This is a genomic window from Labrys sp. ALF-8 (assembly GCF_059699065.1).
The window spans coordinates 3,480,617-3,492,961 of the sequence record NZ_AP048537.1 but is presented as its reverse complement, the minus strand read 5'-3'; the positions used below and the strand labels follow the sequence as shown (position 1 = coordinate 3,492,961).

Genomic DNA, 12,345 nt, shown 5'->3' with positions numbered 1-12,345 from the left:
GACAGGACGCAAGATCACCATTATCGGCGACCGTTTCATGCTGCCTTCCATGTTCGAGAAGGCAATCCGCGACAAATGCGGCAACGGGCTGGAGATCCAGTCCTTCGAAATGCCCTGGCCCGACGAACCCATGCAGCATGGCTACGCCGAAGCCGGCATGGACGGCCTGAAAGAATATCAGGGCACGGCCGACCAGATCGTCTCGATGCTCGGCGATGCCGAAATCGCCGTGACCCAGCTTGCCCCCTTCTCGGCGGGGATCATGGATCGCCTGCCCAATCTGAAGATGATCGCGGTCTCGCGCGGCGGCCCCGTCAACATCGACATGAAGGCCGCGCGCGATCGGAAGATCCTCGTCGTCAACACGCCCGGCCGCAATGCCAGCGCCGTGGCGGAATTCACGATCGGCGCCATCCTCGCCGAGACGCGCCTGATCATGCGCGGCCATGAGTCCCTGCGCAGGGGCGAATGGCGCGGCGATCTCTACCGCGCCGACCTCACCGGCGAGGAACTGTCGGAAATGACCGTCGGCGTGATCGGCTACGGCCATGTCGGCACCAAGGTGGTGCGGATTCTCAAGGCCTTCGGCTGCAAGATCCTGGTCTGCGATCCCTATGTCCAGCTTTCGGTGGGCGATCTCAATGACGGCGTCGAACAGGTTTCGCTCGAGACCATCCTGGAGAAATCCGACGTCGTCACCCTTCATGCCCGCGTCACCGAAGAAACCAAGGGTTTCATCGCCGCCGAGCAGTTTGCGGCCATGAAGAAGGGAGCCTTCTTCGTGAACACCGCGCGCGGACCGATGGTCGACTATCCCGCCCTCACCGAAGCGCTGAAGAGCCGGCATCTGCGTGGCGCCGCGATCGAAACCTTCGGCATCGAACCCGTCCCGCCGGACTGGGAATTGCTGCAACTCGACAATGTGACGTTGACGCCGCATATCGCCGGCGCGTCCGTGAAGACGGTAAAGTTCGCTGCCGAGGCCACAGCGGAGGAAGTAAGTCGATATATAGCCGGCAAACCGCCACTGAACCCGTGTTGAGGCTAGGCTATCGGGCGAGCGTGACCCTCCCCGCAAGGCAGCCGGAAGCGATTGGCCTCACGCCCGGAACCATCCCTCAAGAGACTCCAACGCTTCAGCGGAGACCATTCCAATGACCCATCCCATGGCCGCCGACAGCGAGTTCCGGGCCCTGAATGCCTTCTCGGCCGCACTCGGGCGCGACTCCAATCGCACGCAGGCGGCGGGCGGCAACACCTCGCTCAAGCGCGACGGTGTGATGTGGATCAAGGCCTCCGGCACCTGGCTCGCCCATGCGCTGGAACGCGACATCATGGTGCCGGTTGTGCTCGCGGACCTCGCCACCGCTCTGGCGGACGGAGATCCGCGCGCCGAAACGGCGGTCGACTTCGTCGACCAGGCGCGCAACACCCTCAACCTGCGCCCTTCGATCGAGACGAGCGTGCATGCCGTCATTCCTCATGCGGTCGTTGCCCACATCCACTGCGTCGAGACGCTCGCCCATGCGGCGCAACCGGGGAGCGAGACGGAGATCGCCCGCAGGTTCGCAGTGCTCGTCGACGTAGCCTGGGCGTTCGTGCCCTATTGCCGACCCGGCGTCCCCCTGTCCGAGGAGATCGTTGCGCGCTCGACGCCAGCGACCAATGTCCTCGTTCTCGGCAATCACGGGCTCGTGGTCTCCGGCGCGACGGTTGCCGAGGTCGAGGATCGGCTGAATCGCGTCTGCCGAGCGCTTGCCCTGCCCCACCGTCCCGCACCGAAGGCGGACGTCGCAAAGCTCGAAACCGTCGTCTCCGGCACCGACTATCGCCTGCCGGCCAACGAGGCAGCCCACGGCGTCGCCCTCGATCCCGTCAGCGCCGGCCATGCCCGTGGCGGGTCGCTCTATCCGGACCATGTCATCTTCCTCGGTCCCGGCATCATCGAGACCGACGACATCGCGGCGGGCGAAGCCGTGCGCAAACCCGAGGCCAAGGACGGCCCGCCGCCCATGCTCGTCCTGCCAGGTCTCGGCGTCGTGCTGCATCGCTCGACTACCACCGCGGCGGACGCCTTGGCGCTCTGCCTGTGGGACGTCACCTCGCGTATCCCCGCCGGCGCCGCCGTCCGGCGTCTGTCCCCCGAGCAGGACTACCAGTTGACGCATTGGGAGGCCGAAAAATACCGGCAGGCTCTGGACGCCAAGGCAAAGGCGTCATGAAGGCAACGGTTCTCGGCATCGACATCGGCACGTCCGGCGTGCGCGCGGCCCTCCTCACCGCCGAGGGCGAGGTCGAGGGGATGGCAGCGACGAACTTCGCCTCCCTCGACGACGATCCAGCCGCGCCGCAGACTTGGTGGCGGGCGGTGGAGAGCACATTGCGCAGGCTCGCTGCCGATCACGATCTTTCCGCACTGCGGGCGCTCGCCGTCGACGGTACGTCCGGGTCGATGGTTGCTGTCGATGAAGAAGGCAGCCCCGTCGGGCCGGCCCGCATGTACAACGAGCCGTGCGACGATGATTCCATCATCGAGCGCGTCGCCGCCCATGCATCGCCAGAGAGCGCGGCGCTCGGACGCACCTCGGGCCTCGCCCGGGTGCTGCTGATGCAGGATCGCCCGGGCGTGCGCCGCTGCCTGCATCAGGCGGACTGGATCGCCGGCCGACTTTCCGGGCGCTTCGATCGATCCGACGAGAACAACGCCCTGAAAACCGGCTATGATCCCATTGCCCGCCGCTGGCCGGACTGGATTGCCGCCACGGGCGCCGACATCGCCAAGCTCCCCCGCGTCCTCGAACCGGGGGCTGCCATCGCCCCGGTCGGCGCAACAGGCCAGGCCCTCGGCCTACCGGGCGCCGCCGCCGTCCATGCCGGCACCACCGATGGCTGCGCCTCCTTCCTCGCCACCGGCGCGAGCCACATCGGCGAGGGCGTGACGGCCCTCGGTTCGACGCTGGTGCTCAAGCTCCTGTCGGACAGGCCCGTTTTCGCCCCCGCCTACGGCATCTACAGCCACCGGCTGGGGGAGCAATGGCTCGTCGGCGGTGCCTCCAACACGGGCGGCAAGGTGATCGAGGGTCTCTTCCCGCGCGAGAAACTGGCCGAACTTACCGAAAAGCTGCATCCGGACGAGCCGACAAGCCTGCATTTCTATCCGCTGAGCAGGCCGGGAGAGCGTTTCCCGATCAACGACCCAGCCCTGGAACCGTGCCTCGCTCCACGTCCGGACGACGAGGGCCGCTTCTTCCAGGCCGTGCTCGAAGGCATCGCGGAGATCGAGGCCCTTGCCTATCGGCGCCTGACGGAGCTCGGCGCCCCCGCCCTCGCCAGTGTTCGCAGCGTCGGGGGCGGAGCCGCCAATCAAGCCTGGGCTCGCATACGCCAGTCGCTGCTCGGCGTGCCCTTCGAGCCGGCGCTCTCGCAGGAAGCCTGCGTCGGCGCCGCCCGCCTCCTGCTTCGGCCGAAGGCGGCGTGACATGAAGGGACTGCCTCTGTTCGCTGCGGTGAGCGCCGCCTTCGATACGGTCTTCCTCGACCAGTTCGGCGTCCTCCATGACGGTCATCGTCCTTATCCAGGCGCAGTGGACGCCCTGCGCCTCCTCAAGAGCCGGGGCACCCGGACCGTCATCATCTCCAATTCGGGCAAACCGGGAGAGGCCAACGCGCAGCGCATGACGAGGCTCGGCTTCCCGCGTGACCTCTACGACCACTTCCTCACTTCCGGCGACGTCGCGAGGTCCATGCTCCTCGACGGAGAGTTGCCTGTGATCCCCGGCCCGTCGATACGCTGCCTGACCATCGCCTCCTCCGACGAGCACGAACTTGCCGACAGCGTCGGCCTCGCGTCGACCGACAGGGCCGAGGAAGCGGACCTCGTCATCATCGGCGGCAGCCAGGGCGAGACGATCAGCCTCGACAGCTACGCGGCAAGCCTGGCTCCCGCCGCCCGGCGCGGCATACCTTGCCTCTGCACCAATCCAGACCGCCTCGCACTGGGGCTGAAGGGCACGTTCCCAGGGGCCGGCGCCATCGCCGAGCGCTACGAGACGCTGGGCGGCCCCGTCACTTGGATCGGCAAGCCGCATCCGGCCATATACGCCGCCGCCGCCCTGCTCGCGGGGCAGACGCCCGGAAACATCCTATGCGTCGGCGACAGCGTCGAACACGATATCGTCGGCGCGCACCGCTTCGGTGCCAGGGCCGCGCTGGTGCGCACCGGTATCCATGCCGATTTCGAGGAGGCCGAGCTCGTCGCCGAATTCGCCCGTCACGGCGTGGCGCCGGATGTCATCCTGAGCGGCCTGGTCGGATAGCGGCCGCTTCGGCGCCGCTATCCAGCGATGCCCGGGCCGGCGAGGAGCCGCGGGCCAGGCCTGACGAAGGTCTGCCGGCCGGCCTTCCAGCCGGCGACGGCCGGCGCAACACGGGCTATGGCATCGGCGGGCGAGGAGGCATCCAGCAGGACGATATCGGCCGGGCTGCCGGTTCCCAGCCCGTAGGAGGGATCGCCGAGGAGCCGCGCCGCCTCGCCAGTGACCATGCCGAACACGACCGCCAACCCCTCCGACGTGCCGAGCTGGGCGATGTTGGCGTAGAGATTCGCCATCCGGACAAGACTGGCGTCGCCATAGGGCGTGAAGGGATTGAGGACATTGTTGGTGGCGATGCTCGTCACCACGCCGAGCGCCGCCAGCCCGTGAGCGGACGTGACTCCGCGCGGCACGAGATGAGATTTTCCACGCCCCATGAGATAGAGATCCGTGGCCGGCAGGACGGTGACCGCAATCCCAACCTCCGCCAGCCGCCGGCCGATGGGCTCGAAGGCCTCGGGCGGCAGCGCCGAGAGTTTGGTGACATGGCCGACCGAGACCCGGCCGCCATAGTTGCGGGCCGACGTTTCCGCGATCACCGCCGGCAGGTTAGAGCCGTGCGGATCGAGGTCGAAGTCGAGATGGAAGTCGACCGGAACGTCGTGGCGCACGGCGAGGTCGAAGATCCGGCGGATATGCTCGACAGGCTCGGGATCGGTATAGGGACAACCGCCCACCAGATCCGCGCCCGACTTCAAAGCCTCCTCCAGCATTCCTTCCGTCTCGGGATCGTTGGTCAGGCCTTCCTGTGCAAAAGCGCAGATCTCGATGTCGAGGGCGGCGGCATAGGCCCTCTTCAACCGCTTGACCGCCTCGAAGGAGCGAAACCCCGCCCGCGGATCGATCTCGACAAAGGTCCGGAGCCGATTGGTGCCGTTGAGAATGGCTTGCTCGATGACGGCGGCGCCCCTGGCATGGACATCCTCTTCGGTGAAGGCGGCCTTCGCCTTCGCCGTCTCGGCGATCGCCTCGGCGAGGGTGCCGCTGCAGAGCATGCAGCGGCCGATGATGCCGGCCTTGTCGAGATGGATGTGCGTCTCCACGAGACCCGCGCAGGCCAACCTCCCGGCCGCATCATGGACCGGCGCATCGCAGACAAAGCCTGGCGCGATCGCCGCGATCCGCCCGCCCTCCACGACGATGTCCGTCATGTCCTGCGATCCGGGCAGGCGCACGTTCCGGATGACGAAGTCGACGGCCATGAAGTCTCCGTGGCGTTAGTGGGGATCGCAGCATCGAATCGGGTCACGATGGTCACCGTTCCGGGCGGTCAAAGACCGTTGCGGACCCCATGAACAGCATCCTCGCAAGGCCATGTTCATGGACTCCGGCCCTTGTGCCGGAACAATAGCGAACGGCAGCATCGGTCGCCCCATCAGACGGCCTGGAGGAAGGCGCGCGCGGCGCGGCCGTGCTCGGCCATCAGCCGCTCGACATCGACACCCAGCGGCGCGCCGTCGCGCACGCGCCACCGCCCGGCGACCATCACCCTGTCCGCCTGCGTGGCTCCGCAGAGGACCAGGGCGGCAAGGGGGTCCCCGGCTCCGGAGAAGCGCAGTTCGTTCAGACGGTAGAAGGCGAGATCGGCCTGGCGGCCCGGCGCAATGACGCCAATGTCGGATCGTCCCAGGAGCCTGGCCGAGCCCACCGTGGCCCAGCGCAATGCGTCGAGATGGGTCACCGCCTCCGAACCGTAGCGCAGCCGGTTCAGCATCAGGGCATGGCGGACGCCCTCCATGAGGTTGGAGCTGTCGTTGGAGGCCGACCCATCGACGCCGAGGCCGATCGCCACCCCGGCGGCTTCCAGTTCGCAGGTACGGCACTGACCGGCGGCAAGGACCATGTTCGAGGTCGGGCAATGGCAGATGCCGACGCCGTGTCTCGCCAGCTTCGCGATCTCATCTTCCTCGAAGTGGATGCCGTGCGCGAGCCAGACACGCGAATTCAGCCAGCCGCACTGCTCCAGATAGTCGACCGGCGTGCAGGCGAAGCGGTTGCGGCAAAAATCCGCCTCGGCACGGGTCTCGACCAGATGGGTATGCAGGCGGCAGTCATGGCGCTCGGCGAGGGCCGCGGTCTGCCTCATGAGTTCCAGGCTCACATCGAAAGGGGCGCAGGGGGCGAGGGCAACCTGAGTCATCGCCCCGTCTCCGCGCCGGTGATAGCGCTCGATCACACGCTGGCTGTCGGCCAGGATGACGTCGGTATTCTGCACGACGTTGGGGGGCGAGATGACGCCCTGCTGGTCCTTGATGTCGAGGCTGCCTCGCGTCAGCGTGATCCGCATGCCCAGCCGACCAGCCTCTTCGGCTTCGACGTCCATCGCATCTTCCAGCCCGGCTGCGTAGAGGTAGTGGTGGTCGGAGGTGGTGGTGCAGCCTGAGAGGATCAATTCCGTCAAGGCGACGCGCACGGCGAGCCGGAAGGCCTCCGGTGTCATATGCCTGGCCCATACCGGATAGAGCGAACGGATCCACGGCCAGAGCGATTTGTTGATCGCCGCCGGATGGCTCCTCGTGAGATTCTGGAACATGTGGTGATGGGCGTTGACCAGGCCGGGAACGACGACATGACCGCCCGCTTCGAAGCGCTCGTCCACCGGAGCAGCCGGTTGCCCGCCAGCCGGCACGAGTTCGACGATGCGGCTCCCCTCGACGACGATGCCGCCATCCGCGCCTTCGGCCAGGATCGCCAGAGGCGACCGGATCCAGAGCCGGCTCTCCATCTAGGCGAAGGCCTCCAGCAGCTTTCCGCTCTCGGCGACCAGTCGCCCGCCCCGAAACACGGCACGGTCGAGAGGGCGGCCCGCAACGGCCTCCGCCACCGAGCGGGCCGGCAGGATGACGAAATCTGCCGGCGACCCGGCCTCGAGCCGAGGATCACGGCGACCCAGCACGGCGGCAGGCACTTCGGTCACCAGGCCATAGGCAAGTGCCAGGTCCTCGTCGGCGCGGAAGTCCTGGCGGTCGCAGACGATGCCGGCGCGCTCCAGCATGTCGCCATTGCCGTGGGGCGACCACGCATCGCGGATATTGTCGGAGCCGCAGAAGACACGCACCCCCGCTGCCTGCAACCGCTTCACCGGCGGCATGGCAACGGAACCCGGTGCTGTCGTCATGATCGAGATGCCCGCCTCGGCCAGCGCGGCGGCCGTCCTGCCGAAATCAGCCTCGTCAAGCTCGCCCAGGCAGAAGGCGTGGCTCACGGCGACCTTGCCTTGGAGGCCGAGCGCCACGGTCCGCCCGGCGATCTGGCGCAGTTCGAAGGCCCCGAGCGATCCACCGTCATGGAGATGGATGTCGAGCCCCACGCCATGCCTCTGCGCAACGGCGAAGATCGCGTCGAGGTGCCCGGTCACGTCATCGTCGATGCCCGCGGGATCGAGGCCCCCGACCAGATCGGCGCCGGCGGCAATGGCGGCGTCAAGCAAATCGGCCGTTCCGGGATCGCGCAGGACGCCGGATTGGGGAAAGGCGACCGTTTCGATATCGATCAGATGGCCGTGGCTCTGCTTCAGCGACAGCACGGCTTCGAGGCCGCGGAGACCGATCTCCGTGTCGATGTCGACATGGCTGCGCACGGCCAGCGTGCCATATGCGGCAATCTGCTCGATCAGGCGACCGCCCCGCTCTTGCACGGGCATCGTCAGCGAGCGCCGCAGCGTCTTCTCCGCCTCGATGCGGGCTGCAACGCTGTTTCCGGGAATATGGGGAATGAACGGCAGGCCTATCAGCGTCTTGTCCAGATGGACATGGCCATCGACGAAAGGCGGGCATAGCATGCCGCCCGCGGCATCGAAACGAGACTGCTCGTCCGTTGCACCGATGGCGATGCCCGGCCCGATCGCAGCGATCCGGTCTCCCTCGATAATGAGATCGACGGCCAGCCCCTCGGTGGTCCTGGCGTTCTCCACGATCAGACGAGCCGTCATCTGCGTTCCATTTTCTCGCATGAGGGGATCAGGGGATCAGCGACACCCGCCGGGCGGCGACGACGCGATAGAGCGGATCGTGCCATACCGTTTCTTCCTGAAGGGAGGAGAATACGAGGCTGACGTCATGCTCGTCATTGGAGGCGATTGCCGCCTGCTTGATGGCATCCCACCCCGGCGCCTTGCGCCGACGCATCTCCTCCAGTTCCACCGCCGTGGGCAGCACAGGGAAGCCGATCTTCGGAACCAGCGAGGCGATGACCTGCCAGAAGGCGCGGTAGAGCGGGTCCTTGCGTTCGAGATGGGGAGAAACCAGGCGCAACCAGTGCAACCCGGTCACGGCATGCAGGGCGGAGAAATCCATGGTCGCCGCGAAAAGGGCGAGGGCCGTTCCCACCATGCGGGACGGTGTGCGATGCTCATCGAAGGCCAGTCGATCCACCACCGGACGGAACCCCGGCAGTGACGCCACCGCGCGGATGTTGTGCCAGAGAAGGTCCGTTTCCGTCTTGTAGTCGCGGACGCCCTCGATGGTGCCGATATCGGCGAGGATGGCGGCAGGATCGTCCGTATCCGGCGTTGCCCCCGTGGCAGCGGGAAGCGGCAGATAGCAGGTGGCCCAATAGCCCAGCGCCGTGCCGACTTCCTGTCCGTTCTGTGCGAGCACGCCGTAGGCCAGCCGCATCAGGGGGTGCGTGGCGCTTGCCGCGACGCCGTCGGTGAGACGCGGCAGATAGGTCCGGATGGCGGTGGCGATGCCCAGGCGCCCCACCTCACCGACGAAGAAGGCCCGGTAGTCCGCCTCCCTGCTGCGGTCGCCCAGCGCCTCCTGCCAGTTCGCACGCCGGATCGGCGCGACGGGCGGCGGCATGGGCACCAGTCCGTTGGCGGCGCGATACTGCTCGTACCACTCCTCCAGGCGTTGTGGCGGCGCTCCGAGCCGATCCAGTGCGATCAACACCATCGGCACGTGGTTGGCGAGGAGATAAGGGAATTCCACACTGTCGCCGCGAGCCCGCGACAGCACTTCCTCCAGGCCATTATGCAGGATTGCGGCAGCTTGGGTCATGCCAGTGCCTCCATGTTCGTGCTCTCCTCCGCCTTGCCGCGCGGATCGAAATGCGCCTCCCGATAGGTGGCGAGCGCCGCCAGGTAGCGTGCGGAGTCCTCCGTGAAGAGCGCCTTCACCAATGCCGCGACGACACGGGGCACGCCATATTTCAGGCCTGTGACGCCGTTGCTGATCGGGCCGAGGCTCGCCAGCGCTCCTGCATTGAACATATGGACCCGGGAGACCCAGCCGTCGAGGCCGGGATGCTTCGGCATGAGCTCAAATCCGGGCCCAAGATAGGGGTGGCTGGCAAGGAATGCCTGCTCCTCGCCGGGCGGCGGCCGGAAACGGTCCCGCCAGAAGGCCGTGGCATCGGCGAGGCGGGCGAGTTCGGGGCGAAGGGCGAAACTCAGCTCGTAGCCGGTGCCTACCAGCAGGTGATCGGCTTCGAACGACCCTTCGCTGGTGGCGAGCCTGACCTTGGCATCCTCCATCGTCAGGGCGTCCACCCGGCAACCCAGCCGCATGCTGAAATTCGGATAGCCCCTCGCGCGATCGTACTGGTCCTGCGTCGGCGGCACCTTGAAGCCGAAGTAGAGCCGCCCAAAGCGCCAGCGCTCGATGTCCGGCAGATCGGCGAAATGCCCGAGGAAACCGGGGAAATTCGTCCAGGCCAGCACTTCCGTGCGCGGAAAATCCCGGCTGCGGGCAAACATGGTGACATTGCGCGCCCCGGCCTCCAGGGCAGCGACCGCCCAGTCGAAACTGGCAGTGCCGCCGCCCAGAATGGCGACATTCCGCCCGGACAGGAAGTCGATGTCCCCGGGTTCGCTGCTGTGTGTCCAGGCGGTTTTCGGCAGCGCCCGGACCATGGCGGGAATATGAGGGCCTCCACAGCCGTCGATGCCCGTCGCCAGTACCAGATGCCGGCAGGTCACCTTCCGCATGCCGCCGCCGGCCCGTTCGAGCGTGAGCGCCAGGCCCTTCCCGGCCGGCTCGATCGCAGCGAGGCGGACGCCGTTCTCGACCTCGATACCGGCGATCTTCCTGAACCAGGCGAGGTAGTCCATCCAGTCCGTGCGACCAATTCTCTCGACGCGCTCCCACGCCTCGGCACCGTGGAGCGCTTCGTACCACGAGCGCACCGTGAGGCTGGGGATCCCGAGGTCGGGGCCCGACAGGTATTTGGGCGAGCGCAGGGTACGCATGCGTGCGCAGGTGACCCATGGTCCTTCGCGTCCTTCCTCGGCCTGATCGACGACCAGGACGGACCTGATGCCCTTGCGTTTCAGCGCGAACGCGATCGACAGGCCCGACAGGCCGGCGCCGCAGATCACGATGGCAGGATTCTCCTGCGAGCCGTCGCCCTCGTCCGGCCACCCGGCGCAGAATGCCTCGATACGCGCCATCTCCTCGCGGGCGCGGTCTTCCAAAACTGCGAGGCGGTCATCCGGCGAGGCCGTCATGTCGGGTCGCTCACATCATCCAGGCAATTACCATAGGCGCGACTGAGAATTCACTCGCGCCAAATTTTGAGCACCCCGCACAAAATATAGTCATTTGTGCGCGAATATGTTTTCTTTTGTGATTTCTATTGTTTGCGGTTTTTTGTCAAGTGCGCTTGAGTGCGATTTTGTTTGTTGTATAGTGCCTTTAACCAACCAGAACAGGGGACTTGGCGTGAATTTGCTACGGGATTTCACAAGGAAGGTGGCAGTTCTGGGCCTGGTGACGCTCGCCTTTGCGGGCTCCGCCATCGCTGCAGACAAGAAGTTCGCCGGCGTCACGCTGACGCTCGCCTCACAGAACGACCAGTTCGCCGCCGTTCTCGCGGCGCTCTCGCCCAAGTTCACCGAGGAGACGGGTGCCATCGTCAAGGTGGACATCCTCGACTACGGCTCCCTGCTCACCAAGACCACGGCCGACTTCGTGGGCAAGACGGGTGGCTACGACCTCGTCACCATGGACATCGTCTGGGCCGGGCAATATGCGGAGAACGGCTACTCCGTCGACCTCACCGACTGGATGAAGCGCGACGCCTCCGAACTGAAGCTGGACGACATCTACCCCACCCTGCTGAACGCCCTCGGTCATTATGGCGACAAGCAGGTCGCCTTCCCGTTCGCGGGCTATGCGAACGTACTCGCCTATCGCAAGGACCTGTTCGAGGCGGCCGGCATCAAGCCGCCGACCACGATGGAGGAGATGACGGCTGCCGCCTACAAGCTCACCGATCCTGCCAAGAAGATCTACGGCTTCGTCGCCAACGGCCAGAAAGGACCCGCCGTCGCGCAGGACTGGATGCAGTACAACACCGAGATGGGCGGCTCCATCCTCGATGCGAACGGCAAGCCGGCCCTCAATTCGGAAGCGAACATCAAGAGCCTCACCGTCTACAAGCAGCTCTTCGACAAGGCCGCTCCTCCCGGCGCCGTCGACTATGACTGGGGGGGCCGCGAGGAGAGCTTCCGCCAGGGCCTCGCCGCCACGATGCAGACATGGTCCGTCGGCGCACCCGGCTACTACGACCCCTCGATCTCGAAGATCGTCGACAAAGTCGCGATCACCACGGCACCGCGCGGCGAGGGCCTGCCCAAGCTCTACGGCATCGGCGGCTGGGGCATGGCCATCAACGCCGGCATCTCCGACAAGCAAAAGGAAGCTGCCTGGGCCTACATCAAATGGCTGGTCAGCCCGCCCGTGCACAAGGAGTTCAACCTGATGGGAGCCGGCAGCTTCCTGCGCAAGAGCGAGATGACGGATGCCGACCTCAAGGCGAAGTTCCCCTTCCTGCCGGTGATTGCCGAAACCTTCGAGCATGGCGATGGCGAATACCGTCCGCGCATTCCGCAGTATCCCGAGATCCAGGATCTTCTCGGTACTGCCGTGAATGCCGTGCTGGTCGGCAATGCGGATCCCAAATCGGCTCTCGACGCAGCCCAGGAAAGCGCCTCGAAGCTTTTCTAGCGCGGGATGAAAAAGGTGGGTCG

General features: G+C 66.2%; 10 protein-coding genes. 5 read left to right on the top strand and 5 right to left on the bottom strand.

Going from position 1 to position 12,345, the window contains the following annotated elements; genetic code table 11:
• The first annotated feature begins 37 nt into the window (after positions 1–37).
• The 4 genes from AC6H34_RS16080 to AC6H34_RS16065 all read left to right on the top strand — a co-directional run bounded on the left by AC6H34_RS16080 (position 38) and on the right by AC6H34_RS16065 (position 4,316).
• Complete coding sequence (locus tag AC6H34_RS16080; protein ID WP_448151337.1) at positions 38–1,042, top strand: 2-hydroxyacid dehydrogenase; 1,005 nt, start codon at positions 38–40, stop codon at positions 1,040–1,042.
• Between the two features lie 112 nt (positions 1,043–1,154).
• Positions 1,155–2,222, top strand: a complete 1,068-nt coding sequence (locus AC6H34_RS16075) for a class II aldolase/adducin family protein (RefSeq protein WP_448148902.1) — start codon at positions 1,155–1,157, stop codon at positions 2,220–2,222.
• Positions 2,219–3,478 carry an FGGY-family carbohydrate kinase gene (locus AC6H34_RS16070; RefSeq protein WP_448148903.1) on the top strand — a complete coding sequence of 420 codons (1,260 nt, stop codon included), beginning with the start codon at positions 2,219–2,221 and terminating at the stop codon, positions 3,476–3,478. Before AC6H34_RS16075 ends, AC6H34_RS16070 begins: the two co-directional genes overlap by 4 nt.
• 1 nt (position 3,479) lies before the next feature.
• Positions 3,480–4,316 carry a TIGR01459 family HAD-type hydrolase gene (locus AC6H34_RS16065; protein WP_497539406.1) on the top strand — a complete coding sequence of 279 codons (837 nt, stop codon included), beginning with the start codon at positions 3,480–3,482 and terminating at the stop codon, positions 4,314–4,316.
• Positions 4,317–4,333: 17 nt separating this feature from the next.
• Here AC6H34_RS16065 and AC6H34_RS16060 read toward each other — a convergent pair whose 3' ends face one another.
• The 5 genes from AC6H34_RS16060 to AC6H34_RS16040 form a co-directional block, all read right to left on the bottom strand.
• The gene (locus AC6H34_RS16060; protein ID WP_448148905.1) at positions 4,334–5,575 is read right to left on the bottom strand and encodes an amidohydrolase family protein; all 1,242 of its coding nucleotides are present in this window, start codon (positions 5,573–5,575) and stop codon (positions 4,334–4,336) included.
• 173 nt (positions 5,576–5,748) lie between these two features.
• The gene (locus AC6H34_RS16055) at positions 5,749–7,098 is read right to left on the bottom strand and encodes an 8-oxoguanine deaminase (protein WP_497539405.1); all 1,350 of its coding nucleotides are present in this window, start codon (positions 7,096–7,098) and stop codon (positions 5,749–5,751) included.
• Positions 7,099–8,304, bottom strand: a complete 1,206-nt coding sequence (locus AC6H34_RS16050) for an amidohydrolase (protein ID WP_497539404.1) — start codon at positions 8,302–8,304, stop codon at positions 7,099–7,101. It abuts the gene before it with no gap.
• A 28-nt stretch (positions 8,305–8,332) separates the two neighbouring features.
• The gene (locus AC6H34_RS16045) at positions 8,333–9,373 is read right to left on the bottom strand and encodes a questin oxidase family protein (RefSeq protein WP_497539403.1); all 1,041 of its coding nucleotides are present in this window, start codon (positions 9,371–9,373) and stop codon (positions 8,333–8,335) included.
• The gene (locus tag AC6H34_RS16040) at positions 9,370–10,821 is read right to left on the bottom strand and encodes an NAD(P)-binding domain-containing protein (protein WP_497539402.1); all 1,452 of its coding nucleotides are present in this window, start codon (positions 10,819–10,821) and stop codon (positions 9,370–9,372) included. Before AC6H34_RS16040 ends, AC6H34_RS16045 begins: the two co-directional genes overlap by 4 nt.
• Positions 10,822–11,041: 220 nt before the next feature.
• Here AC6H34_RS16040 and AC6H34_RS16035 point away from each other — a divergent pair, with 220 nt between their 5' ends.
• Positions 11,042–12,322, top strand: a complete 1,281-nt coding sequence (locus AC6H34_RS16035; RefSeq protein ID WP_497539903.1) for an ABC transporter substrate-binding protein — start codon at positions 11,042–11,044, stop codon at positions 12,320–12,322.
• Positions 12,323–12,345 lie beyond the last annotated feature (23 nt).

Excerpts from the sequence above, each read along its gene's own strand:
- AC6H34_RS16080 (WP_448151337.1), top strand. The coding sequence starts at position 38 with ATGCTGCCTTCCATGTTCGAGAAGGCAATCCGCGACAAATGCGGCAAC.
- AC6H34_RS16075 (WP_448148902.1), top strand. The coding sequence starts at position 1,155 with ATGACCCATCCCATGGCCGCCGACAGCGAGTTCCGGGCCCTGAATGCC.
- AC6H34_RS16070 (WP_448148903.1), top strand. The coding sequence starts at position 2,219 with ATGAAGGCAACGGTTCTCGGCATCGACATCGGCACGTCCGGCGTGCGC.
- AC6H34_RS16065 (WP_497539406.1), top strand. The coding sequence starts at position 3,480 with ATGAAGGGACTGCCTCTGTTCGCTGCGGTGAGCGCCGCCTTCGATACG.
- AC6H34_RS16060 (WP_448148905.1), bottom strand. The coding sequence starts at position 5,575 with ATGGCCGTCGACTTCGTCATCCGGAACGTGCGCCTGCCCGGATCGCAG.
- AC6H34_RS16055 (WP_497539405.1), bottom strand. The coding sequence starts at position 7,098 with ATGGAGAGCCGGCTCTGGATCCGGTCGCCTCTGGCGATCCTGGCCGAA.
- AC6H34_RS16050 (WP_497539404.1), bottom strand. The coding sequence starts at position 8,304 with ATGACGGCTCGTCTGATCGTGGAGAACGCCAGGACCACCGAGGGGCTG.
- AC6H34_RS16045 (WP_497539403.1), bottom strand. The coding sequence starts at position 9,373 with ATGACCCAAGCTGCCGCAATCCTGCATAATGGCCTGGAGGAAGTGCTG.
- AC6H34_RS16040 (WP_497539402.1), bottom strand. The coding sequence starts at position 10,821 with ATGACGGCCTCGCCGGATGACCGCCTCGCAGTTTTGGAAGACCGCGCC.